The 22,392-nt window shown below is 54.7% G+C and carries 21 protein-coding genes; 13 read left to right on the top strand and 8 right to left on the bottom strand.

The genetic code is table 11. The features are described 5' to 3' along the window. Positions 1–32 precede the first annotated feature (32 nt). Positions 33–983: a transaldolase gene (gene tal, locus ACXI0A_RS16015; RefSeq protein ID WP_224930734.1), complete on the bottom strand. Its 951-nt coding sequence runs from the start codon at positions 981–983 to the stop codon at positions 33–35. Between the two features lie 328 nt (positions 984–1,311). Here tal and maeB point away from each other — a divergent pair, with 328 nt between their 5' ends. Beyond that, positions 1,312–3,591 (top strand): NADP-dependent oxaloacetate-decarboxylating malate dehydrogenase, encoded by a 2,280-nt coding sequence (gene maeB / locus ACXI0A_RS16010; RefSeq protein ID WP_476147750.1) that lies wholly within the window; start codon positions 1,312–1,314, stop codon positions 3,589–3,591. A 375-nt stretch (positions 3,592–3,966) separates the two neighbouring features. Here maeB and hemF read toward each other — a convergent pair whose 3' ends face one another. Continuing rightward, positions 3,967–4,887 carry an oxygen-dependent coproporphyrinogen oxidase gene (hemF, locus tag ACXI0A_RS16005; protein WP_476147752.1) on the bottom strand — a complete coding sequence of 307 codons (921 nt, stop codon included), beginning with the start codon at positions 4,885–4,887 and terminating at the stop codon, positions 3,967–3,969. 47 nt (positions 4,888–4,934) lie between these two features. Next, positions 4,935–5,792: an N-acetylmuramoyl-L-alanine amidase AmiA gene (gene amiA / locus ACXI0A_RS16000; RefSeq protein WP_476147753.1), complete on the bottom strand. Its 858-nt coding sequence runs from the start codon at positions 5,790–5,792 to the stop codon at positions 4,935–4,937. A gap of 210 nt (positions 5,793–6,002) precedes the next feature. On the opposite strand from amiA, the gene ACXI0A_RS15995 reads away from it, so the two are divergent. From ACXI0A_RS15995 to ACXI0A_RS15945, 11 genes are all read left to right on the top strand, one after another. After that, the gene (locus ACXI0A_RS15995; protein ID WP_224930746.1) at positions 6,003–6,428 is read left to right on the top strand and encodes a GNAT family acetyltransferase; all 426 of its coding nucleotides are present in this window, start codon (positions 6,003–6,005) and stop codon (positions 6,426–6,428) included. 7 nt (positions 6,429–6,435) lie between these two features. Continuing rightward, positions 6,436–6,894 (top strand): DUF2919 family protein, encoded by a 459-nt coding sequence (locus tag ACXI0A_RS15990; RefSeq protein ID WP_476147754.1) that lies wholly within the window; start codon positions 6,436–6,438, stop codon positions 6,892–6,894. A 63-nt stretch (positions 6,895–6,957) separates the two neighbouring features. Next, a complete protein-coding gene (locus ACXI0A_RS15985; protein WP_476147755.1) occupies positions 6,958–7,578 on the top strand; it encodes an RpoE-regulated lipoprotein in 621 nt (206 codons plus the stop codon). Between the two features lie 96 nt (positions 7,579–7,674). Continuing rightward, positions 7,675–8,571, top strand: coding sequence for a Dyp-type peroxidase (locus ACXI0A_RS15980; protein WP_476147757.1), 897 nt, complete (start codon positions 7,675–7,677; stop codon positions 8,569–8,571). A gap of 194 nt (positions 8,572–8,765) precedes the next feature. Next, entirely contained in the window at positions 8,766–9,782 is a 1,017-nt protein-coding gene (locus tag ACXI0A_RS15975) for a thiosulfate ABC transporter substrate-binding protein CysP (RefSeq protein ID WP_476147759.1), read from the top strand. Then, positions 9,782–10,615: a sulfate/thiosulfate ABC transporter permease CysT gene (cysT, locus tag ACXI0A_RS15970; RefSeq protein WP_224930762.1), complete on the top strand. Its 834-nt coding sequence runs from the start codon at positions 9,782–9,784 to the stop codon at positions 10,613–10,615. Before ACXI0A_RS15975 ends, cysT begins: the two co-directional genes overlap by 1 nt. Next, the gene (gene cysW / locus ACXI0A_RS15965; RefSeq protein WP_476147761.1) at positions 10,615–11,487 is read left to right on the top strand and encodes a sulfate/thiosulfate ABC transporter permease CysW; all 873 of its coding nucleotides are present in this window, start codon (positions 10,615–10,617) and stop codon (positions 11,485–11,487) included. Before cysT ends, cysW begins: the two co-directional genes overlap by 1 nt. Continuing rightward, positions 11,477–12,565: a sulfate/thiosulfate ABC transporter ATP-binding protein CysA gene (gene cysA / locus ACXI0A_RS15960; RefSeq protein WP_224930767.1), complete on the top strand. Its 1,089-nt coding sequence runs from the start codon at positions 11,477–11,479 to the stop codon at positions 12,563–12,565. The genes cysW and cysA overlap by 11 nt, the downstream gene beginning before the upstream one ends. 72 nt (positions 12,566–12,637) lie before the next feature. Continuing rightward, positions 12,638–13,519: a cysteine synthase CysM gene (gene cysM, locus ACXI0A_RS15955; RefSeq protein WP_476147763.1), complete on the top strand. Its 882-nt coding sequence runs from the start codon at positions 12,638–12,640 to the stop codon at positions 13,517–13,519. Positions 13,520–13,697: 178 nt separating this feature from the next. Then, positions 13,698–14,378, top strand: a complete 681-nt coding sequence (locus ACXI0A_RS15950; RefSeq protein WP_476147764.1) for a response regulator — start codon at positions 13,698–13,700, stop codon at positions 14,376–14,378. After that, positions 14,375–15,736 (top strand): ATP-binding protein, encoded by a 1,362-nt coding sequence (locus tag ACXI0A_RS15945; RefSeq protein ID WP_476147766.1) that lies wholly within the window; start codon positions 14,375–14,377, stop codon positions 15,734–15,736. Before ACXI0A_RS15950 ends, ACXI0A_RS15945 begins: the two co-directional genes overlap by 4 nt. Positions 15,737–16,177: 441 nt before the next feature. Here the strand turns inward: ACXI0A_RS15945 and crr are convergent, their stop codons facing one another. The 5 genes from crr to cysZ form a co-directional block, all read right to left on the bottom strand. Continuing rightward, positions 16,178–16,681, bottom strand: coding sequence for a PTS glucose transporter subunit IIA (gene crr, locus ACXI0A_RS15940; protein ID WP_034825872.1), 504 nt, complete (start codon positions 16,679–16,681; stop codon positions 16,178–16,180). Positions 16,682–16,723: 42 nt separating this feature from the next. Then, positions 16,724–18,451 (bottom strand): phosphoenolpyruvate-protein phosphotransferase PtsI, encoded by a 1,728-nt coding sequence (gene ptsI / locus ACXI0A_RS15935; RefSeq protein ID WP_476147768.1) that lies wholly within the window; start codon positions 18,449–18,451, stop codon positions 16,724–16,726. Between the two features lie 159 nt (positions 18,452–18,610). After that, positions 18,611–18,868: a phosphocarrier protein Hpr gene (gene ptsH / locus ACXI0A_RS15930; protein WP_034825876.1), complete on the bottom strand. Its 258-nt coding sequence runs from the start codon at positions 18,866–18,868 to the stop codon at positions 18,611–18,613. A gap of 386 nt (positions 18,869–19,254) precedes the next feature. Next, entirely contained in the window at positions 19,255–20,226 is a 972-nt protein-coding gene (gene cysK / locus ACXI0A_RS15925) for a cysteine synthase A (RefSeq protein ID WP_476147770.1), read from the bottom strand. A 140-nt stretch (positions 20,227–20,366) separates the two neighbouring features. Further along, positions 20,367–21,125 carry a sulfate transporter CysZ gene (cysZ, locus tag ACXI0A_RS15920; protein WP_476147772.1) on the bottom strand — a complete coding sequence of 253 codons (759 nt, stop codon included), beginning with the start codon at positions 21,123–21,125 and terminating at the stop codon, positions 20,367–20,369. A 217-nt stretch (positions 21,126–21,342) separates the two neighbouring features. On the opposite strand from cysZ, the gene zipA reads away from it, so the two are divergent. Further along, positions 21,343–22,335 (top strand): cell division protein ZipA, encoded by a 993-nt coding sequence (gene zipA / locus ACXI0A_RS15915; protein ID WP_476147773.1) that lies wholly within the window; start codon positions 21,343–21,345, stop codon positions 22,333–22,335. Positions 22,336–22,392 lie beyond the last annotated feature (57 nt).

The raw sequence follows: 22,392 nt of genomic DNA, 5'->3' as shown, positions 1-22,392 counted from the left end.
AGACGCCCGTCCGACATGAAAAGGGTGGTGATTTACAGGCGAGAAGCCAGCACATCCTCCAGCTTCTGCTGGTCAATGGCGAATTGACGGATGCCGTCAGACAGTTTTTCCACCGCCATTGGATCCTGGTTATGTTCCCAGCGGAACTCCGCTTCGGAGAGCGATGCAGGCTGGTGAAAACCTTCGGTTGAAGGCTCCAGTTTGCGCTCCAGTGGCGCATCGCTGTTCGCCAGCTCTTCCAGCAGGTTAGGGGAGATGGTCAGGCGGTCACAACCGGCCAGCGCCTGAATCTGCTCCACTTTACGGAAGCTGGCACCCATGATCACGGTGCTATAACGATGCTTCTTGTAGTAATCGTAGATACGACGCACAGATTTCACGCCAGGATCTTCATCCACCACGTACGGGTCGAGCGGTTTACGGGTGTTGTACCAGTCATAAATACGGCCAACAAACGGTGAGATCAGGAACACGCCGGCTTCGGCACAGGCACGCGCCTGAGCAAAGGAGAACAGCAGCGTCAGGTTACACTGGATGCCGTTCTTCTCCAGTTCTTCGGCGGCTTTGATCCCTTCCCAGGTTGAAGCCAGTTTGATCAGGATGCGTGAACGATCAATGCCGTTCTCTTCATACATCCGCACCAGTTTTTCAGCCTTGGTCACACACATGCCACGATCGAAGGAGAGGCGCGCATCCACTTCGGTCGAAACACGGCCCGGTACGCTTTTCAGAATTTCCATACCGAGATTGATCGCCACTTTGTCGCTGGCGTTAATGATTTGCGTCTCTTTGCTGCCGCCCTGTTTTTTCGCATAGTCGATGGCGTCATCAATCAGATGTTTGTAAGCGTCAAGACCGGAGGCTTTCAGAATTAAAGAGGGATTAGTTGTTGCGTCTTCCGGATGGTAATGGCGAATAGATTCGATGTCGCCGCTGTCCGCCACCACGGTGGTGAACTGTTTCAATGCATCTAGCTGGTTCATCGCTTAACTCCTTGATTAGCAATAATGTGGGCAGGGTATTCGTGCCCTTTCCTGTTGAGTCCTGGCTCAACACAGTGCTACAGACGTTGCACGAAGAAAATGCGTTTTCTCTGATTGTGGCGTCGGAGTACTTCTGTGACAGAAGAAGTTGCCTGATCGGTTCAGCTACGCGTTTTGCCATCCATAAGCATAGCAGGCTGCACCAAAGCCGCAGGCGAAGCCGTAGCAATCTGTGCCCTTATAACTGTGTGTTCTTTGAGCGCCTTCACCCTCTTTTGTGCCGTAGATTCCTATACTGGAGGCTTTCAGCCGTGCCAAAGGATGCCCAATGGACGATCAACTCAAGCAAAGTGCGCTCGACTTCCACCAATATCCCACTCCCGGAAAAATTCAGGTTTCCCCCACCAAACCGCTGGCGACCCAGCGTGATTTAGCACTGGCCTATTCGCCAGGCGTGGCGGCACCTTGTCTGGAGATCGCGGCCGATCCGCTGGCGGCCCACAAATACACCGCGCGCGGCAATCTGGTGGCGGTGATTTCCAACGGCACGGCGGTGCTAGGGCTCGGCAACATTGGTGCGTTAGCGGGTAAGCCGGTGATGGAGGGCAAAGGCGTATTGTTCAAGAAGTTTGCCGGTATCGATGTGTTTGATATCGAAATTGATGAGCTGGACCCGGATAAGCTGATTGAGGTTATCGCCGCGCTGGAGCCGACATTTGGCGGCATTAATCTGGAGGACATTAAAGCGCCGGAGTGTTTTTACATTGAGCAGCAGCTGCGCGAGCGCATGAAGATTCCGGTGTTTCATGACGATCAGCACGGCACGGCGATCATCTGTACTGCGGCAGTACTCAATGGTCTGACTATCGTGAAAAAGGCCATCTCCGATGTGCGGCTGGTGGTGTCCGGCGCGGGGGCTTCAGCGATTGCCTGCCTGAATTTGCTGGTGGCGCTCGGTATGCAAAAGCACAACATTGTGGTGTGCGATTCGAAAGGGGTGATCTACCGCGATCGCGAACCGAATATGACGCCGACCAAAGCTGAGTATGCCATTGAGGATAATGGCTCACGCACGCTGGATGAGGTAATTGCGGGCGCGGATATCTTCCTGGGTTGTTCTGGTCCGAAAGCGATGACGCCAGAGATGGTAAAGAAAATGGCGCAGGACCCGCTGATTCTGGCACTTGCCAATCCTGAGCCGGAGATCATGCCGCCGCTGGCGAAGGAGGTCAGGCCTGACGCGATTATCTGCACCGGGCGCTCGGATTTCCCCAATCAGGTTAACAATGTGCTGTGCTTCCCGTTTATTTTTCGTGGGGCGTTGGACGTAGGGGCTACCGCCATTAACGAGGAGATGAAGCTTGCGGCGGTGCATGCGATTGCGGCGTTGGCGCAGGCCGAGCAGAGCGATGTGGTGGCGTCGGCGTATGACGATCAGGATCTGAGCTTCGGCCCGGAGTATCTGATCCCTAAGCCTTTCGATCCGCGTTTGATTGTGCAGATCGCGCCTGCCGTGGCGAAAGCGGCGATGGAGTCTGGCGTGGCGACCCGACCGATCGCCGATTTCGATGCCTATCGTGAGCAGCTCACCGAGTTTGTGTATAAAACCAACCTGTTTATGAAGCCGATTTTCTCGCAGGCACGCAAAGATCCCAAGCGGGTGGTGATGGCGGAAGGAGAGGAAGTGCGCGTGCTGCACGCGACGCAGGAGCTGGTGTCGCTGGGGCTGGCGAAGCCGATTCTGATTGGTCGTCCGAATGTGATTGCGATGCGTATTCAGAAACAAGGGCTGAAGATCGAAGCGGGCAAGGATTTTGAAATCGTGAACAACGAATCCGATCCGCGCTTTAAAGAGTACTGGAATGAGTATTACCAGATCATGAAACGGCGCGGCGTGACGCCTGAAACCGCTCAGCGCGCGGTGATCGGCAATCCGACCTTGATCGGCGCGATCATGGTGCATCGTGGCGAGGCTGACGCGTTGATATGCGGCACCATCGGCGATTACCGTGAACATTACGATGTGGTGGAGAAGGTATTTGGTTTCCGCGATGACGTGAAAGTGGCCGGGGCGATGAACGCGCTTCTGCTGCCGAGCGGTAACACCTTTATCGCCGATACATATGTGAATGAAGATCCCAGTTCGGAACAGCTGGCGGATATCACATTGCTGGCGGCTGAAACGGTGCGCCGCTTTGGTATCGAACCGCGCGTGGCGCTGCTATCGCACTCCAGCTTTGGCACCTCGAATGCGCCGGGCGCACGCAAGATGCGTGAAGCATTGGCATTGATTCAGAGCCGTGCGCCGGAAATGGAGATCGATGGTGAGATGCACGGTGATGCGGCGCTGGTGGAGAGTATCCGCCGCGAGTTGATGCCTGACAGCCCGCTGAAAGGCACCGCTAATCTGCTGATCATGCCGAACGTGGAAGCGGCGCGCATCAGCTATAACCTGCTGCGTGTGTCGTGCTCGGAAGGTGTGACCGTGGGGCCGGTGTTGATGGGGATCAGCAAGCCGGTGCATGTGCTGACGCGCATTGCATCGGTAAGGCGCATTGTGAATATGGTGGCACTAGCGGTGGTGGAGGCGCAGACCGAGCCGCTTTGATGAATTGTGGTTAGGTGGCCAACAGCTGGAGGCTGTTGATGCGGTGGTGGGCTGTTGCGGTTTTACGATGGTGTGGTGGTGCGGGCCTTAGCACCTCTGCTGCTGCCGGGCCGTCCTCGCGCCGCTTGCGCGGTACCCTCGGCTTTCACGTCGTGCCGACGGATCGTTCGGGTAAGGCCATCCAGGCCAACCCGAACTGCCAGCCGCATCCATGCGCCTGGCTCCAGCCAGCGTTATCATCAGATCCAATACGCAGCTTCAAACAGTGTTTCATTCAGAATCTACAAGCAGCCCAGGACAGGGTTGCCCACTGCTAAGACGACATTACCATCAGATCCAATAATCAGCCTTAACACCAGTTTGTATGAAATAAGGCTACTCACCTAATCCCAGCCAATCCTTCACCGGCAGGAAATCGCTGTAGAGTGCCGCTTCTGGCGTGCCGGCTTCGGTTTGATAATCATATTCCCAGCGCACCAGTGGCGGCATCGACATCAAAATTGACTCGGTGCGGCCGCCGGTTTGCAGGCCGAACAACGTGCCGCGATCCCATACCAGGTTGAATTCAACATAACGGCCACGACGATAGAGCTGGAACTGGCGCTCGCGATCGCCCCACGGCAGTGCTTTGCGTTTGGCGACGATCGGCAGATACGCGTCCAGATAACCCTTGCCCACGGCCTGCATAAAATCGAAGCAGTGATCAAAGTCCGGCGTGTTCAGGTCATCGTAAAACAGCCCGCCGATGCCGCGCTGCTCATTGCGATGCTTAAGGTGGAAATAGTCATCACACCATTTCTTGTAGCGCGGATAGACGTCTTCACCGAACGGCTGGCACAGGTCAAACGCGGTTTGATGCCAGTGCAGCGCATCTTCCTCGAAACCGTAATAGGGCGTGAGATCGAAACCGCCACCGAACCACCACACTGGATCGGCACCCGGTTTCTCGGCAATGAAGAAGCGCACGTTGGCATGACTGGTGGGGATGTACGGATTTTCCGGGTGGACAACGAGTGACACGCCCATGGCTTCAAAACTGCGGCCGGCCAGCTCAGGACGATGCGCGGTGGCAGAGGCGGGCATCTGATCGCCGTGCACGTGCGAGAAGTTCACGCCCGCCTGCTCAAACACCGCACCATTGCGCAATACGCGGCTGCGTCCGCCGCCGCCGCCTGGGCGCTGCCAGTCATCTTCGGCGAAGGTCGCCTGGCCATCGGCTGCGGCCAGCTGGGCGCAAATTTCATCCTGAAGCGTCAATAAGAACGCTTTGACGCGGGAAATATCGGGATTGCTCATGAGTCACTCGTTCCGGAAATTTGCCGCGATTCTATCACATGAAAAAGCTACGCCTGGTGCCGATCGTACTCGTTAAAGTAATTGACGATGCCATCCGCAATTGCGCTGGCGATCTTCTGGCGGAAGGCGGTGGTGCCCAGCAACTGCTCTTCTCGCGGATTGGTAATGAATGAGGTTTCGACCAGCACTGACGGAATCGAAGGTGACTTCAGCACGGCGAACGCGGCCTGTTCAGTATGCTGGCTGTGCAGATGATGCACCGGGCGGATCTGATCCAGCACATGTTTGCCCAGCGTCAGGCTGTTGCGGATGGTATCGGTCTGCACCAGATCGAACAGAATCTGGTTCAGATAGTTATCTTTCTCCTGCACTTCCGCGCCACCGACCTTATCGGCATCATTCTCACGTTGAGACATGTAGCGCGCCATAGCACTGCTGGCACCGCGATTCGACAGGGCGAACACCGATGCGCCGTTGGCATCCGGGCTGGTGTAACCGTCGGCATGAATCGACATAAACAGGTTAGCGCCGTGCTGGTGTGCGATCTCCACACGCTGATACAGCGGGATAAAGTGATCGCTGTCGCGCGTCAGGCGCACTTCCACTTTAGGGTGATTTTGCAGCAACGTGCGCACGGTGTTCGCAATCGCCAGCACCACATGTTTCTCTTCCGAACCCTCTTCGCCCACCGCGCCTGAATCAATGCCGCCGTGGCCGGGATCGATCATCACGATGCGTTTGCCATTGGTCGCCGGTTTCGGCGGCGTGTGACCTTTGCTCACGCGCAAATTGGAACTCTCTTCTTTCGCCATCACCGCGCGCGGTGACAGCACTGCCAGCGCAAGGCCAGACAGGAGCAACTGACGCCGATTGGTGAGGCGCTTCAGCAGTGAAATTTTACTCATAATGGGGTCCCTGACAGAAAATCCTGCCCAGTGTTATATCGTAACAACTGCCTTGCGGCGACTTCACAACCATTTCAGCGCATTACTTTGTATTACACGGTACTAACAGCAATTTAGCCGTTTTTTTCCTCCGTTGCGCGGCGTGAGGGTTGCGCCTGGCAAAGAATGCGTGATAATCAGCGAATTGTGCCTAATTGCAGGGTAACGCCGATGGAAATCCGCTCATTCCGCCAGGAAGATTTTGAAGAAGTGATCACGCTCTGGGAGCGTTGCGATCTGTTACGCCCATGGAACGATCCTGAACTGGATATCGAACGTAAAATGAACCACGACGCCGAACTGTTTCTGGTGGCGGAAGTCGGCGGTGAAGTGGTCGGCACGGTGATGGGCGGCTACGATGGTCATCGCGGTTCAGTTTATTACCTCGCGGTGCACCCGGATTATCAGGGGCGCGGTTTTGCCAACGCGCTGATGAATCGCCTTGAGAAGAAGCTGATCGCGCGTGGCTGTCCGAAAATCAATCTGATGGTGCGTGAAGAGAACGATCAGGTGATCGCTTTCTATGAAAAGCTTGAGTACGAGCCAGTAGATTCGGTGCTGTTGGGTAAGCGCCTAATCGAAGACCGCGAGTATTAAGCTGCCCATGATGGGGCTAAAATATTTGCCTGATGAGTACGATGCGAAAGGGCAGCTACGGCTGCCATTTCTTTTCTGGCTGATCTTACTACTGCAAGCGCGTACCTGGCTGTTGCTGGTGATGGCGGGCGCATCTCGTCAGCAAGGCAACGATCTGCTGGCGCTGTTCTATCCAGACCGTCAGAGCTTTTGGGTTGGGTTAGCGCTGGGCATTCCGGCGGCAATCGGTTTGTTGCTCACCGGCTATCGCCAACGCTGGCCGCGCCTGTGGCAGCGCTGGCGACTTGTGCTCATCGCATCGTTTTTGATCAGTCTGCTGTCGCAGGGCTACGGTCTGTGGCAGGGCGCTTTTCCCGATTCCCCGTTGCCGTTGCTACTGACGCTGTTTGACCTGCTGGCGCTGGTCTGGCTACAAGCTCATCAGCGCCTGCGCGACTGTTTTCTGCCGGAACATCACATCGAATAAACTTTTTGCCGGTTTGCGACTCCAACAGGCACGCCAATCGGCACAAGAGATCAAGGAGCATTCATGAAAGTTGTTCGTCCCGCACTGCTGGTCAGCGCCATGATTCTGGCGGGTTGCGCCAGTTCAGGTTCCTCTACCGCCTCCAGCGCGAGCGAAAGTCATTGGTATAATCCGCTCAGCTATCACTGGTCGGCATTGAATCCGATGACCTGGTTTGGTGGATCACTCACTGTGACCGAGCAGGGCGTGGCAGGCTTAAGCAGCACCACCGCCATGTCAGAAGCGGCGATCGGTAAAGCACTGAACAATGATTATCAACTGCGTCAGGGCATGCGCACCCAGAATGGTCAGGTTGTCGATTTCTGGCAGGCGCTGGAAGATGGCAAAGTGAAGCTGGTGATCAATGGCCAGAGCAGCGTTGAACGCATTGAAGTGATGGATGCGGATGCAAAGAGCGCAGACGGCAGCAAAATTGGCGATTTGTTTAGCGCCAAATTCAGTAAAGCCTTCGACAACTGCAAATTGACCACCGGATTAGATGCCCGCGATATTGAATGTCGCGCACCGGGTATTCAGCACATCTCTTATGTTTACAGCGGCGAAGGGCACGGACCCGAAGGTTTAATGCCCGCTGACGACACCTTAAAAATCTGGAAAATCAGCAAGATCGTTTGGCAGCGCTAAGCGAAAAAAAGTTGCGTTAACGCACAACCATAGTGTGGCTTTCCGGTATGATGTGGGCGAAAAATCGTCCTAACTTTCATGCCGGAGAGCAGTGCAATGTCTCAATTTCAGAGCGGGATCCTGTTGGAGCACCGCCGTTTCGCCATTTGGCTTGAAGCCCGCGTCACGGGCGATCTCGATGCTGTCCGCCAGGGGAGCAAAACCTTCCTGCAACACCTCGAACTGCTGCAACAGAAATTTACCGATGCCGGATTAGGCGCGGTGATCGCTTTTGGCGATGCACTGTGGCGCGATCTGCAAGGCCAGGATTCTGCTCCAGAGTTGAAAGCCTTTGCGCCGCTCGGTAAAGGCATTGCACCCGCGACGCAGCGTGATCTGCTAATCCATATTCAATCACTGCGCCATGACGTCAACTTTTCGCTGGCGCAGGCGGCATTGGCGGCTTTTACTGACGCCGTGAACATCGAAGAAGAGACGCACGGTTTTCGCTGGGTGGAAGAGCGCGATCTCTCCGGCTTTGTCGATGGCACTGAAAACCCGCAAGGCGAGGCGCGCCAGCAGGTGGCGATTATCGCTGATGGCCCGGATGCCGGCGGCAGCTACGTCTTCACCCAGCGCTGGGAGCACAATCTCAAACTGTGGAATCGCATGGCGGTGGAGAAGCAGGAAGCGGTTATGGGTCGCACGAAAGTGGATAATGAAGAGTTGCCTGGCGATCAGCGTCCCGCCACCTCGCATCTCAGCCGTGTCGATCTGAAAGAAGAGGGCAAAGGGCTGAAGATTCTGCGTCAAAGCCTGCCTTACGGTTCGGCCAGCGGCACCCATGGCTTGTACTTCATCTCCTATTGCCATCGCTTGTACAACATCGAGCAGCAGTTGCTGAGCATGTTTGGCGAGCGTGACGGCAAGATGGATGCGATGTTGCGCTTCACCAAGCCGGTAACCGGCAGCTACTTCTTTGCGCCCTCGCTGGACGCATTGCAGGCGTTGTAACACGCGAGTGAGCGGCCTTATGCGCCGCTCACCGTTAATCCCGCCCGCCGCATAAACTCTCCCGCCGTCTTATGCCTTTTTAGACTTTGAAATCCCCAAACGATATATAAAACCGTTACTGGTTTGCCCTGAGTTATAAATACACTGACAGCATCTAATGGCATTGGCGATATCGCCGACTAGCAGGGTGCAGCATGACACTTCCGATTGCGAAAAAATGGATGAGCGGAATCGCCTTGTCGCTGGCGTTAGCCGGTGCAGCGCAGGCAACAGAGTTGTTGAACAGCTCTTATGATGTCTCGCGCGAGCTGTTTGTCGCCCTCAATGCGCCGTTTGAAAAGCAGTGGGATGCAGCGCATCCGAATGACAAATTGACGATTAAACAATCGCATGCCGGGTCATCAAAACAGGCGCTGGCCATTCTGCAGGGCTTACGTGCGGACGTGGTGACCTACAACCAGGTGACGGATGTGCAGGTGCTGCATGACAAAGGCAACCTGATTCCCGCCGACTGGCAATCGCGTCTGCCGAACAGCAGTTCTCCGTTTTACTCCACCATGGCGTTTCTGGTGCGCAAAGGGAACCCTAAGCAGATTCATAGCTGGGCTGACCTCGCGCGCGACAACGTGAAGCTGGTGTTCCCGAATCCAAAAACTTCAGGCAATGGCCGTTATACCTATCTGGCTGCCTGGGGCGCTGCCGATCAGGCGGATGGCAATGACAAAGCGAAAACCGAAGCCTTTATGGCGAAGTTTCTCAAGAACGTTGAAGTGTTCGACACCGGCGGCCGGGGTGCCACCACCACCTTCGCCGAACGTGGCTTGGGTGATGTGCTGATCAGCTTTGAGTCGGAAGTGAACAACATCCGTAATCAATACGGCAAAGATGAATATGAAGTGATTGTGCCGAAAACCAACATCCTCGCGGAGTTCCCGGTGGCGTGGGTGGATAAAAACGTGGAGCAGAATGGCACCGCCGATGCGGCCAAAGCCTATCTGAACTTCCTCTACACCCCTGAGGCGCAAAAAATCATTACCGGTTTTTATTATCGCGTGAACAATCCTCAGCTGATGGCAGAGCAAAAAGATCGCTTCCCGCAGACGGCGCTGTTTAACGTTCAGGACGCGTTTGGTGGTTGGGAAAATGTAATGAAAACCCATTTTGCCAGCGGCGGTGAGCTGGACAAATTGCTGGCAGCGGGGCGCGGCTGATGTTTGCTTTAGCGCAAAAGCGCGTGCTGCCGGGATTTGGCCTTAGCCTCGGTACCAGCCTGTTGTTTACCTGCCTGATTCTGTTGCTGCCGATCAGTGCACTGCTGATGCAACTGTCCAACATGACGCTGGCGCAGTATTGGGATGTCGTCACCAATCCACAGCTGATTGCGGCCTATAAGGTGACGCTGCTGTCGGCTGGTGTCGCTTCTATTTTCAATGCGCTGTTTGGCATGTTGATGGCCTGGATTTTGACGCGTTATCGCTTCCCTGGCCGTGCGCTGCTGGATGGCTTGATGGATCTGCCTTTTGCACTGCCGACCGCCGTTGCTGGTCTGACGCTGGCTGGTCTGTTCTCGGTGAGTGGTTGGTATGGTCAATGGCTGGCCCATTTCGATATTAAAGTCTCTTACACCTGGCTGGGAATTGCGGTAGCGATGGCCTTCACCAGCATCCCGTTTGTGGTGCGCACGGTGCAGCCGGTGCTGGAAGAGTTAGGCCCGGAATATGAAGAGGCGGCAGAAACCCTCGGTGCGACGCCGTGGCAGAGCTTCCGCCGCGTGGTGCTGCCTGAAGTGGCGCCTGCGCTGTTAGCGGGCACGGCGTTATCTTTTACGCGCAGCCTGGGCGAGTTCGGTGCGGTGATCTTCATTGCGGGTAACATCGCGTGGAAAACCGAAGTCACCTCGCTAATGATTTTTGTTCGTCTGCAGGAGTTCGATTACCCGGCAGCCAGCGCAATCGCCTCGGTGATTATGGCGGCTTCGCTGCTGTTGCTGTTCGCGATTAACACCCTGCAGAGCCGCTTTGGCCGTCGTTTAGGAGGCCACTAATGGCGGAGATTTCGCAGATTAATCATGCTGAACGCCAGCCAGTGAACTGGGGCAAATGGCTGTTGATTGGCGTGGGCGCGCTGGTCTCCTTCCTGCTGCTGGTGGTCCCAATGATCAGCATCTTCTGGGAAGCGCTGAATCAGGGGATTGTCGCTTCGCTCTCTAATTTGAAAGATGGCGACATGCTGCACGCCATCTGGCTGACGATCCTGGTGGCGTTGATCACCGTTCCGGTCAACCTGGTGTTCGGTACGCTGCTGGCATGGCTGGTGACGCGCTTTACCTTCCCTGGCCGCCAGCTGTTGCTGACCCTGTTTGATATTCCGTTTGCCGTGTCACCGGTAGTGGCCGGGCTGATGTATCTGCTGTTCTGGGGCATTAACGGTCCGGCTGGCGGTTGGCTCGATGCCCACAATATCCAGATTATGTTCTCCTGGCCGGGCATGGTGCTGGCCACTATCTTTGTGACCTGTCCGTTTGTGGTACGTGAGCTGGTGCCGGTGATGTTGAGCCAGGGCAGCAATGAAGATGAAGCCGCGGTGCTGTTAGGCGCCTCGGGCTGGCAGATGTTCCGCCGCGTGACGCTGCCGAACATTCGCTGGGCGCTGATGTACGGCGTGGTGTTAACCAACGCCCGAGCCATTGGCGAGTTTGGTGCGGTCTCGGTGGTATCGGGATCGATTCGCGGTGAGACCTATACCTTGCCGCTTCAGGTTGAATTACTGCATCAGGATTACAACACGGTTGGCGCCTTTACCGCGGCAGCGCTGTTGACCCTGATGGCCATTTTGACGCTGTTTCTGAAAAGCATCGTGCAGTGGCGATTAGAGCATCAGCAGAAGCGCCTACAGGAGGAAAATCATGAGCATTGAGATTAAACAAATTAATAAATCGTTCGGTCGCACCCCGGTGTTGAACGATATCTCACTGGATATTCCTACCGGTAAGATGGTGGCGCTGCTGGGGCCTTCAGGCTCGGGCAAAACTACGCTGCTGCGCATCATCGCTGGGCTGGAGCATCAGAACAGCGGACAGATTCATTTCCACGGTAAAGATGTCAGCCGCATTCACGCGCGCGATCGTCAGGTCGGCTTCGTGTTCCAGCACTATGCGCTGTTCCGCCACATGACGGTGTTCGACAACATCGCCTTTGGTTTGACCGTGCTGCCGCGCCGTGAGCGCCCGTCCGCCGCTGAAATTAAACAGCGTGTGACGCGACTGCTGGAGATGGTGCAGCTGGCGCATCTCGCCAATCGTTTCCCGGCGCAGCTGTCCGGTGGACAGAAGCAGCGTGTGGCTTTAGCGCGTGCGCTGGCGGTGGAACCGCAGATCTTGTTGCTGGATGAGCCTTTCGGCGCGCTGGACGCACAGGTGCGCAAAGAGCTGCGTCGCTGGCTGCGTCAGCTGCATGAAGAGCTGAAATTCACCAGCGTGTTCGTCACCCATGACCAGGAAGAGGCGATGGAAGTCGCTGACAGCGTGGTGGTGATGAGTCAGGGCAATATCGAACAGGTCGGGACGCCGGATGAAGTGTGGCAGGAACCAGCCACCCGCTTTGTGCTGGAGTTCCTCGGCGAAGTGAATCGCTTCGACGGAGAAGTACATGGCTCGCAATTCCATGTCGGTGCGCACCGCTGGCCGCTGGGCTATACGCCTGCACATCAGGGTGAAATAGAGCTGTTTCTGCGTCCGTGGGAAGTGGATATCTCACGTCAGAGCAGCCTCGAAACCCCGCTGCCGGTACAAGTACTGGAGATCAGCCCACGTGGCCACTTCTGGCAATTAGTGGTGCAGCCAAGCGGCTGGCAGGGTGATGTCTTCTCGGTGGTCTACGACGGCGATCACACCGCTCCGATTCGCGGCGAGCGCCTGTTTGTTGGCCTGCAGCAGGCACGACTGTACAACGGCACGACACCGCTGCGTCCGGTTGCCTTTGCCGAAAGCGCCTGATATTTTTGACACTCCTTCGGGCGGGACTTTCCCGCCCGATTTCTTTGCGTCTTTTTTGTCTGGAACCAAACCGTGACCACACTAGAAAATACTATCGGCAACACGCCGTTGATCAGGTTGCAGCGCCTGACGCCGAATAACGGCAGTGAAATCTGGTTAAAGCTGGAAGGCAATAATCCGGCCGGTTCGGTAAAAGATCGTGCGGCCTGGTCGATGATCCACCAGGCGGAACTGCGCGGTGATATCCAACCCGGCGATCAACTGATTGAAGCCACCAGTGGCAACACCGGTATTGCTCTGGCGATGATCGCAGCGATGAAAGGCTACAAACTGCGCTTGCTGATGCCCGATAACATGAGCCAGGAGCGACAGGATGCCATGCGTGCCTATGGCGCAGAACTGGTGCTGGTGACGCGTGAACAGGGCATGGAAGGCGCCCGCGATTTGGCGCAAGAGATGGCCGATCGTGGCGAGGGCAGGGTGTTAGATCAGTTTAACAATCCCGACAATCCTCTCGGCCACTATCTCACTACGGGTCCGGAAATCTGGCAGCAGACGCAGGGGCGCATGACGCATTTTGTCTCCAGTATGGGCACCACGGGCACCATCACCGGCGTCGGTCGCTATCTCAAAGAGTTTGCACCGGCGGTGAAAGTCATTGGTTTACAGCCGCAAGAGGGCAGCAGCATTCCCGGCATTCGACGCTGGCCCGAGGCTTATCTACCGGGGATTTTCCGTCCTGAGTTAGTGGATGAGGTCATCGATATGGCACAGCTGGAAGCCGAGGAAACCATGCGTGCGTTAGCGCAGCGTGAAGGGATTTTCTGCGGTGTGAGTTCAGGAGGCGCTGTCGCAGGTGCACTTCGCATCGCCGCGGCCCATCCCGGTAGCATCGTGGTGGCAATTGTTTGCGATCGCGGCGACCGCTATCTCTCCACCGGCGTGTTCCACTAACCTTCTTCCCCCCGCATTTTATCTGGCCTGAGCGTACTGATGTGGTGCGACCGGGCCATTTTTGTCTATAGTCTCCCTGATAATCGTCTGGTGTTGGCACTGTAAGGATCGAGTAAAATCGGCTGCGTTCATTGCCAACTCAGGCCAAAATAGCGGCAATTTTGTACGAGAGATAAAGATGAAAATTCTGCTTGTTGATGACGATGTAGAACTTGGCACCATGCTGAGCCAGTACCTGATTGCGGAAGGCTTTGAAACGCAATTGGTTTTAACCGGAACCGCCGGGGTTGAAGGTGCGCTGTCGGGCAACTATACCGCGATGATTCTCGACATTATGCTGCCGGATATGAGCGGTATTGATGTGCTGCGTCAGGTGCGCCAGAACAGCCGCTTACCGGTCATCATGCTGACGGCGAAAGGCGACAACATCGATCGCGTCATTGGCCTGGAAATGGGTGCGGACGATTATGTACCGAAGCCGTGCTATCCGCGTGAGCTGGTGGCGCGTCTGCGTGCCGTGCTGCGTCGTTTCGAAGATCAGGCACCGGTTCAGGACAAAAAAGAAGTGCTGCGCTGGGGCGAACTGAGCCTGAATCCGGCCGCACGCATCACTGAATGGCAGGGCAAAGCCTTTGACCTGACCGCCTCTGAATTCAACCTGCTGGATCTGCTGCTGCGTGCGCCAGACCGCGTAGTGTCGAAAGATGAATTGTCAGAGAAAGGGCTAGGCCGTCCGCGTGAAGCTTACGATCGCAGCGTGGATGTGCACATCAGCAATATCCGTCAGAAGCTGGCTGCGCTGACCGCCGACAGCATTAACATTGAAACTGTGCGCAGTATTGGTTATCGCATTCGATGAAACACAGCTACCGCGGCCGCATGTTCTGGAAGATCCTACTGGGCTTCTGGATCGTTTTTGTCATTATCAGCCAGCTGCTGTGGCTAGGTTTTACGCTTTCCGGTAATCGTCATGAGCCACCCGAAATTGTCGCTATACGCCGTATTGTGAATTTACAGATGGCGTCCGCGGTTTCTGTTCTTGAACGCGGCGGACCGAGTTCACTGGATGACATGATGGCCGATTGGGAACCCAACGACCGTCAGTTCTTCTCAGTCATCCAGCATGATAAACCCGCTGCTACGCCGGGCAATGCACCGCCTGAGACCTTCAGTGAACCTTTCCACGGCCCATTCCCCAATATTATTGTGCGTTGGGTGAAAGGGCAGGACGGCAAAGAGTACGAGCTGCGTTACGACGTCAAAGGGTTGCGTGAGGATAGCTCGATGGGCGGCGGCGGGCCGCGTCGTATCCTCAACATTCCAGAGCCGATGTTTACCTTTGCCGGTGCGCTGGGGCTGCTGTTTAGCCTGTTGCTGGCCTGGAACCTGACGCGCCCGATGCGTCAGCTGCGTGAAGGTTTTGCCCGCGTCTCCAGTGGCGATTTGTCAGTGCGACTCTATCCGGTGATGCGCCGACGCCATGATGAGCTTTCCAGCGTGGCACAGGATTTCGATGCCATGGTGGAGCGCCTGGACACGCTGGTGAAGGCGCGCGAGGAGCTACTGCACGACATCTCCCACGAACTTCGTTCACCGCTGGCGCGCCTGCAATTGGCGACCGGTCTGGCGCGGCAAACGCCGGAATCGGTCGAGTCCTCTCTCAACCGCATCGATGAAGAAGCGCGTCGCCTCGATAAGATGATTGGCGAATTGCTGACGCTGTCGCGTGCGGAACACGAAAGCATGCCGGGCGAGCAGTATTTCGACCTCACTGGTCTGCTGCATGCGGTGGTCACGGATGTGCGCTATGAAGCGCAGATCCCTGGCGTGAAAGTCGACTTTCAGGTCGATGAGAACGCGGATTACACCGTGCACGGCAATGCCGAACTGATTCGCCGCGGCGTGGAGAATGTGCTGCGTAATGCGCTGCGCTTCTCGCATAAAGGACAGCACATCAGCGTGCGGTTGCAGGCGGAAAACCAGTGGCTGGCGATTCGCGTGCGCGATCAGGGGCCGGGCGTGGACGAAGAGAAGCTCTCCAGCATCTTTGATCCCTTCGTACGCGTTAATTCGCCACTGATGGGCAAAGGATACGGCTTAGGGCTCTCTATCGTGCGCAAGGTGATTCTGGCGCATCACGGTGAGGTGCAGGCGGTCAATCGCCCTGAGGGTGGTCTGGAGTTGACTCTGAAGCTGCCGCGCTGGAAGCAAGACTGAAGGTTTTAAGGGTCCTGTAGTTCCAGTCAGCCACACAGTCAATAACCGCACCTATTGTGGAATGCTCGTTTGTTAAGCCTCGGGGGGATGACGCAGTCTGGTGTCGTTCAGGGGCTGGCGGTCCTCGCGCCGCTGCGCGGTACCTTCACTTCATTCGTCTGCCTGACGGAACGGCGGGGATGGCACATCGTGTAGTGGTCTAATCATTTAGGACACAGCCAGAGGTTTTTCTGCGTTTGCCTTTCTTTTTCAGCGTTGCGGATTGCCAGCCCCTGAACGGCACCAGCCTGCCCGGCAGCAGCAGAGGTGCTCTGGCCCGCACCCCGTCAGTCTCCCCCAAACAAAAAGCTGCCACTTTTAACAGTGACAGCTTTTGCAATTGAGGCTTTAACTGACAAGCATTACACCCATTGGGTGCCGTTTTTACTATCCAGACGCTGCTTACTTCTTGATGCGGATAACCGGGGTTTCACCCACAGTCACCTGACCGGAGAGTTTGATCAGGTCTTTGATTTCGTCCATGTTCGAAATCACAACCGGCGTCAGCGTAGATTTTGCTTTCTCTTCCAGCAGTGGCAGATCAAACTCGATCACCACGTCGCCTTTTTTCACTTTCTGGCCTTCTTCGGCGATACGCTTAAAGCCTTCACCTTTCAGTTCAACCGTATCGATACCGAAGTGGACGAACAGCTCGATGCCGTTGTCAGACTCGATTGAAAAGGCGTGGTTAGTCTCGAAAATCTTGCCGATAGTACCGTCAACCGGTGCAACCATCTTGTTGCCAGTCGGTTTAATGGCGATACCATCACCCACGATTTTCTCAGCAAATACCACATCAGGTACGTCTTCGATATTCACGATTTCGCCTGACAGAGGCGCAACGATATCAATAGTCCCTGACGCGCTCTCTGATTTTTCGCCAAAAAGTTTAGAAAACAAACCCATGATCTTCTCCTAAGCAGTAATTTGGGGCCAGCGTCTCGTGGATCAGCAGAGCGTTTTTTCTTTAATGAACTTGTTCACCAGGTTCATCAAATCTTCCGCTGTGGGTTGAGCCAGAGCCTGCTCCGCCAATGCCTTCGCATCTTCGAAATTAGTATTACGAATAATCTTCTTGATGCTCGGGATTGAAATGGCACTCATGCTGAATTCGTCCAGCCCCATTCCCAGTAACAGTAGTGTAGCACGTTCATCACCAGCCAGCTCACCACACATGCCGGTCCATTTCCCTTCGGCATGTGATGCGTCGATCACTTGCTTAATGAGGCCGAGTACCGATGGCGTCATTGGGTTATAGAGGTGTGAAATCAAATCATTACCACGATCGACCGCCAGAGTATACTGCGTCAGGTCATTTGTCCCAATACTAAAGAAGTCGACTTCTTTCGCCAGATGGCGCGCAATCACCGCTGAAGCTGGCGTTTCCACCATAATGCCCACTTCAATGGTCTCATCGAAGGCTTTGCCTTCTTCGCGCAGCTGGGTTTTCAGCAGCTCAAGCTCGGCCTTCAGTGCACGCACTTCTTCCACCGAAATGATCATCGGGAACATGATGCGCAATTTGCCGAAGGACGATGCACGCAAGATAGCGCGCAGCTGAGCATGCAGAATCTCTTTACGATCCATGGCGATACGAATCGCACGCCAGCCGAGGAACGGGTTGTCCTCTTTCGGCAGGTTCATGTACGGCAAATCTTTGTCGCCGCCGATGTCCATGGTACGCACGATGACTGCCTGAGAGCCCATGGCTTCAGCTACCGCTTTATACGCCTGGAATTGCTCTTCTTCGGTTGGCAGCGAGTCACGGTCCATAAACAGGAACTCGGTACGATACAGGCCCACGCCTTCCGCACCGTTGCGCTCTGCACCGGCGACATCACGCACGGTACCGATGTTGGCGCACACTTCAACCTGATGACCGTCCAGCGTGATAGCCGGCAGATCTTTCAGTTTCGCCAGTTCATGTTTTTCTGACAGGTACTGTGTCTGGATGGCTTTCAGCTCTTCCAGCACGTCTTCAGTCGGATTGACGTAAATCTTGTTGTTCACGCCATCAATAATCAGGTAATCACCGTTCTTAACGCTGGTGGTCACGTTACCGGTTCCCACAATGGCTGGGATTTCCAGAGAACGCGCCATGATGGACGTATGCGAAGTACGGCCACCGATATCGGTGATAAAGCCCAGCACCTTCTTCAGGTTCAGCTGTGCCGTTTCTGACGGCGTTAAGTCTTTCGCCACCAGGATAGATTCTTCAGCAATCGCACCCAGATCGACAATATGCAGACCAAGAATGTTTTGCAGCAGACGTTTACCGATGTCACGCACGTCAGCCGCACGCTCTTTCAGGTATTCATCGTCGAGTTCTTCCAGCGCTTTGGCCTGGCCATCAATGACAGAGTACGCCGCAGCGTCAGCCGTTGCGTGATCTTTCTTAATCAGGTCGATGATTTCCTGCTCAAGCTCTTCGTCTTCGAGCAGCATGATGTGACCTTCAAAGATCGCCGCTTTCTCTTCACCGAGGGTTTCACCGGCTTTGACGCGGATGGCTTCAAGCTGAATGGCTGCTTTGCCACGTCCATCAAGGAAGCGCTGAACTTCTTGTTCAACCTGATCGTCGGTAATTTTTTTACGGCTGATGACGATCTCATCTTCCTTCAGCAGAAGTGCTTTGCCGAAAGCGAAACCTGGTGATGCTAAAATGCCTGAAATCATAACCCTACCTTTTAATCACGATGGCTCATTGACCCAATGCGTTGCCACTGTCGCGGAACAGTACTCTAAGGAAGCAAGAACGCGGACAGGTTGTCCGCGATCAAGATATTTGCACTCAATGGGGCAAAGGAGTCGGTTTAGTTGCTTGCCTGAGCGGAATTACTCCAACTCAGCCATCAGTTTCACCAGGTGCTCAACCGCTTGCTGCTCATCTTCACCTTCAGCAGACAGCGTAACAACCGTACCCTGAGTCAGACCCAGAGTCTGCAGTTTGAACAGGCTTTTCGCGCTGGCAGATTTGCCATTAGAGGTCACAGTGATGTCTGACTGGAAAGCCTTAGCTTCTTTCACGAACTGAGCTGCAGGACGGGTATGAAGGCCGTTAGGTGCGGTAATGGTAACTTCTTGCTGGAACATTCTATTTCCCCAACTTTATCAGGTTTGGTGTTATGGATCTAAAGTCTAGCCTGGAGCCGTCACTTTAGCCTGTATAGGTGCGCTGGTGTGGCATTAAGCTGACCAAAAAATGCGCTTAGTAATGTGTGTCTTTCAGCAGCAGATCAAAAACTGTGCGAAAAGGTCACCTTGCTAAGTATGCCGTGATTCGCCGTTTCGCCAAATCAGTAATTCCATTCAGCTTGATCCACTTCAAAGCCAGATTAATTTCAGGCACCGAAATAATTGGGAGCTTAAATACCAGAGCCGCGTCATTGAAATCAATCTGTCTGGTGATAAAAGTGAGATCTGCGCCACAAAAAAGCACCCATTTGGGTGCTTTTTTCGTCGTTTTCAGACTTTGGAGGTTACTGCTGCAGCTCTTTTTCAGTGAACAGATCGGCAAACAGGGCGGTACTTAAATAGCGCTCGCCGGAGGAGGGCAGGATCACCACGATATTCTTGTTGGCGAAAGCTTCATCTTCCTGCAGCTTCAGCGCCGCAGCGACTGCCGCACCTGAAGAGATTCCGGCCAGAATGCCTTCTTCTTCCATCAGCTGACGTGCAGTGCTGATGGCTTCTTCGTTGGTGATCGCAACGACCCGATCAACCAGTTTCAGGTCAAGGTTGCCGGGAATGAAACCTGCACCGATGCCCTGAATCTTGTGTGGACCTGGTTTGATCTCTTCACCCGCGATAGCCTGGGCGATAACCGGAGAGTCAGTAGGTTCCACCGCCACGGTGATCAGATCTTTCTTGCCTTTGGTATTTTTGATGTAACGACTGACGCCAGTCAGCGTGCCACCGGTGCCTACACCCGCAATGAACACATCCACTTCACCGTCTGTGTCTTCCCAGATTTCCGGGCCGGTGGTTTTTTCGTGGATTTCCGGGTTAGCCGGATTGCTGAATTGCTGCAGCAGCACGAATTTGTCAGGATCGCTCGCCACAATCTCTTCCGCTTTGGCAATCGCGCCTTTCATGCCTTTTGGACCTTCAGTCAGCACCAGATTTGCACCCAGCGCTTTTAACAGCTTACGACGTTCAACTGACATGGTTTCTGGCATTGTCAGCGTCAACTTGTAGCCACGCGCTGCAGCCACGTAGGCCAGCGCGATACCGGTGTTACCACTGGTCGGTTCAACCAGCTCAACGCCCGGCTTAAGAATTCCGCGTTTTTCCGCGTCCCAAATCATATTGGCACCGATACGGCATTTGACGCTGAAGCTCGGGTTACGCGACTCGACCTTTGCCAGGATGCGTCCATTACCGATGCGGTTCAGTCGAACCAGCGGCGTATGACCAATTGTCAGAGAGTTGTCTTCATAGATCTTACTCATAGCTCGTCCTTAACTGTATGAAATATTGGGAACCCTCAGAGCATACCTGTTCTTCCCGCGTGCGGAAGGAAAGAAATCGCATATCTATATAGCGCACAACCATAAGCCTTACGCAAAAATGCATAAGGCTTTTTGAAGCATTAACGGCGTGCGTGTTGCAGGCGATAGCGATCGACCCACATCGCGGTAGCACCACATACTGCCACTGGCATGATGGCAAGGTTCAGAATCGGAATCATGGTGAACAGGCTGACCATCGCGCCAAATTGCATGTTCGCCGTTTTATGCTGGCGTAACGCATTGCGCATCTGATGAAAACTCACTTTATGGTTATCAAATGGATAGTCGCAATACTGTATTGAAAGCATCCAGGCACTAAACAGAAACCATAATACCGGCGCCACCGTTTGTCCAAATCCGGGGATAAAGTAAAGCAGCAGTAATCCCAGTGCGCGCGGCAAATAGTAGCCAAACTTCTGTAATTCACGCTTCATGATCCGTGGGATATCTTTAAACATCGCCATCCAACCGCTATCGGGCAGCGGGTTACCGGTGAGGCGGCCTTCCAGTTGCTCGGCCAGCAATCCACAAAAGGGTGCGGCAATCCAGTTCGCGATAGTGGAGAAAAAGTAGCTGAACACCAGCACAATCGAGATGACTGAGAGCGGCCACAGTAAATAACTGAGCCACTGCAACCAATCAGGGATGTGTGACATCAAGGCCGGAATCCACTGTCCGAGTCGTTGAAACAGCCAGACAAAGGCGCCTCCCAGCAGCAAAATGTTCACCAGCAGAGGAATAATGACGTAACGACGGATGCCGGGCAGACGCACCAGCCTCCAGCCTTCGGCAAAGTAATGAATACCATTTAATGATGAGGGCGATTTCTCAACGGGCATAGCGAGCCTTTCTCCTTTATGTGGCGGCGCGAACATCATAACCTGGCTTTTTGTCGGTGGCAGGCGCACTTTGCGCGAAAAATCAGCAAAAAAGCGTGGGGCAGCTATCTTATTTGTCAGAAAATACTGCACAGACTTGCACTTGTGTAGCTGGGCAAATACAGTTAGAGGATAAAGTTTGCCGTGGTGGCAAGGTATTGGAACAACAGAGAATACAATGATGCAGGATTTGCGTCTGATATTAATCGTTGTTGGCGCGATCGCCATAATAGCGTTGCTACTTCACGGACTGTGGACCAGCCGTAAAGAGCGCTCTTCTGTGTTTCGCGATCGCCCGCACAAACGTCTGAAACAGCGCGAAGAAGCGGATGAAGATCTGCTGAGCGAAGATGAAGATGATGGCGTCGGCGAGGTTCGTGTCCGTCGCGATCGTGACGCTCACGTCGAGCCAGAATTCGACGCACCTGTGACTAAGCCTGTCAGTGCGCCACGTGCGCCTGAACCTGCACGTCAGCCGTTCCCGCGTCATGAAACCCCATTAATGGGCGATCCGCTGCTGGATGATGAGCCAGAAGTGCGTCAGCCTGCGCCTGCGCCACAACCGCAGGTGGCAAGACCCGCGCCACAGCCAAAACCTCAGCCCCAGCCCGTTCAGGCCGATCCGTTATTGGATAATGAGCCACTGTCGTCGACTCAGCCCGCGCCTGAATTCCAGGCGGCTGAAGAGCCAGAATACGAAGAAGATGCGCCGGCTGCTCACGAAGAACCTCAACAGCCTGTAGCTTCTACTCAGAGAAAAAATGAAGCGGTACTGGTGCTGCATGTTGCCGCCCATGCCGGTGGCGAACTGAACGGCGAAGCACTGCTGCAGGGTATTCTGCAAGCGGGCTTCCAGTTTGGTGAGATGAACATCTTCCATCGTCACCTGAGCCCAGCGGGCAGCGGCCCGGTGCTGTTCAGTCTGGCGAATATGGTGAAGCCGGGTTCATTTAATCCTGACACCATGGGTGATTTCAGCACGCCGGGCATCTCCATCTTTATGATGGTGCCGTCTTACGGTGATGCGAACCAAAACTTTAAGCTGATGCTGCAATCTGCTCAGCGTATCGCGGATGATGTTGGCGGTGTGGTTCTGGATGATGAGCGTCGTATGATGACGCCGCAGAAACTGGAAACCTACAAAACGCGTATTCGCGAAGTTATCGGTTGATAACCGCTAGTTAAATCAAATATTAACGAAACAACCCCCGCATGTCGGGGGTTTTTT

It is taken from the genome of Pantoea sp. C1E2, assembly GCF_056491465.1.
The sequence above is the reverse complement of the archived record's forward strand: the minus strand, read 5'-3'. Positions and strand labels throughout refer to the sequence as shown.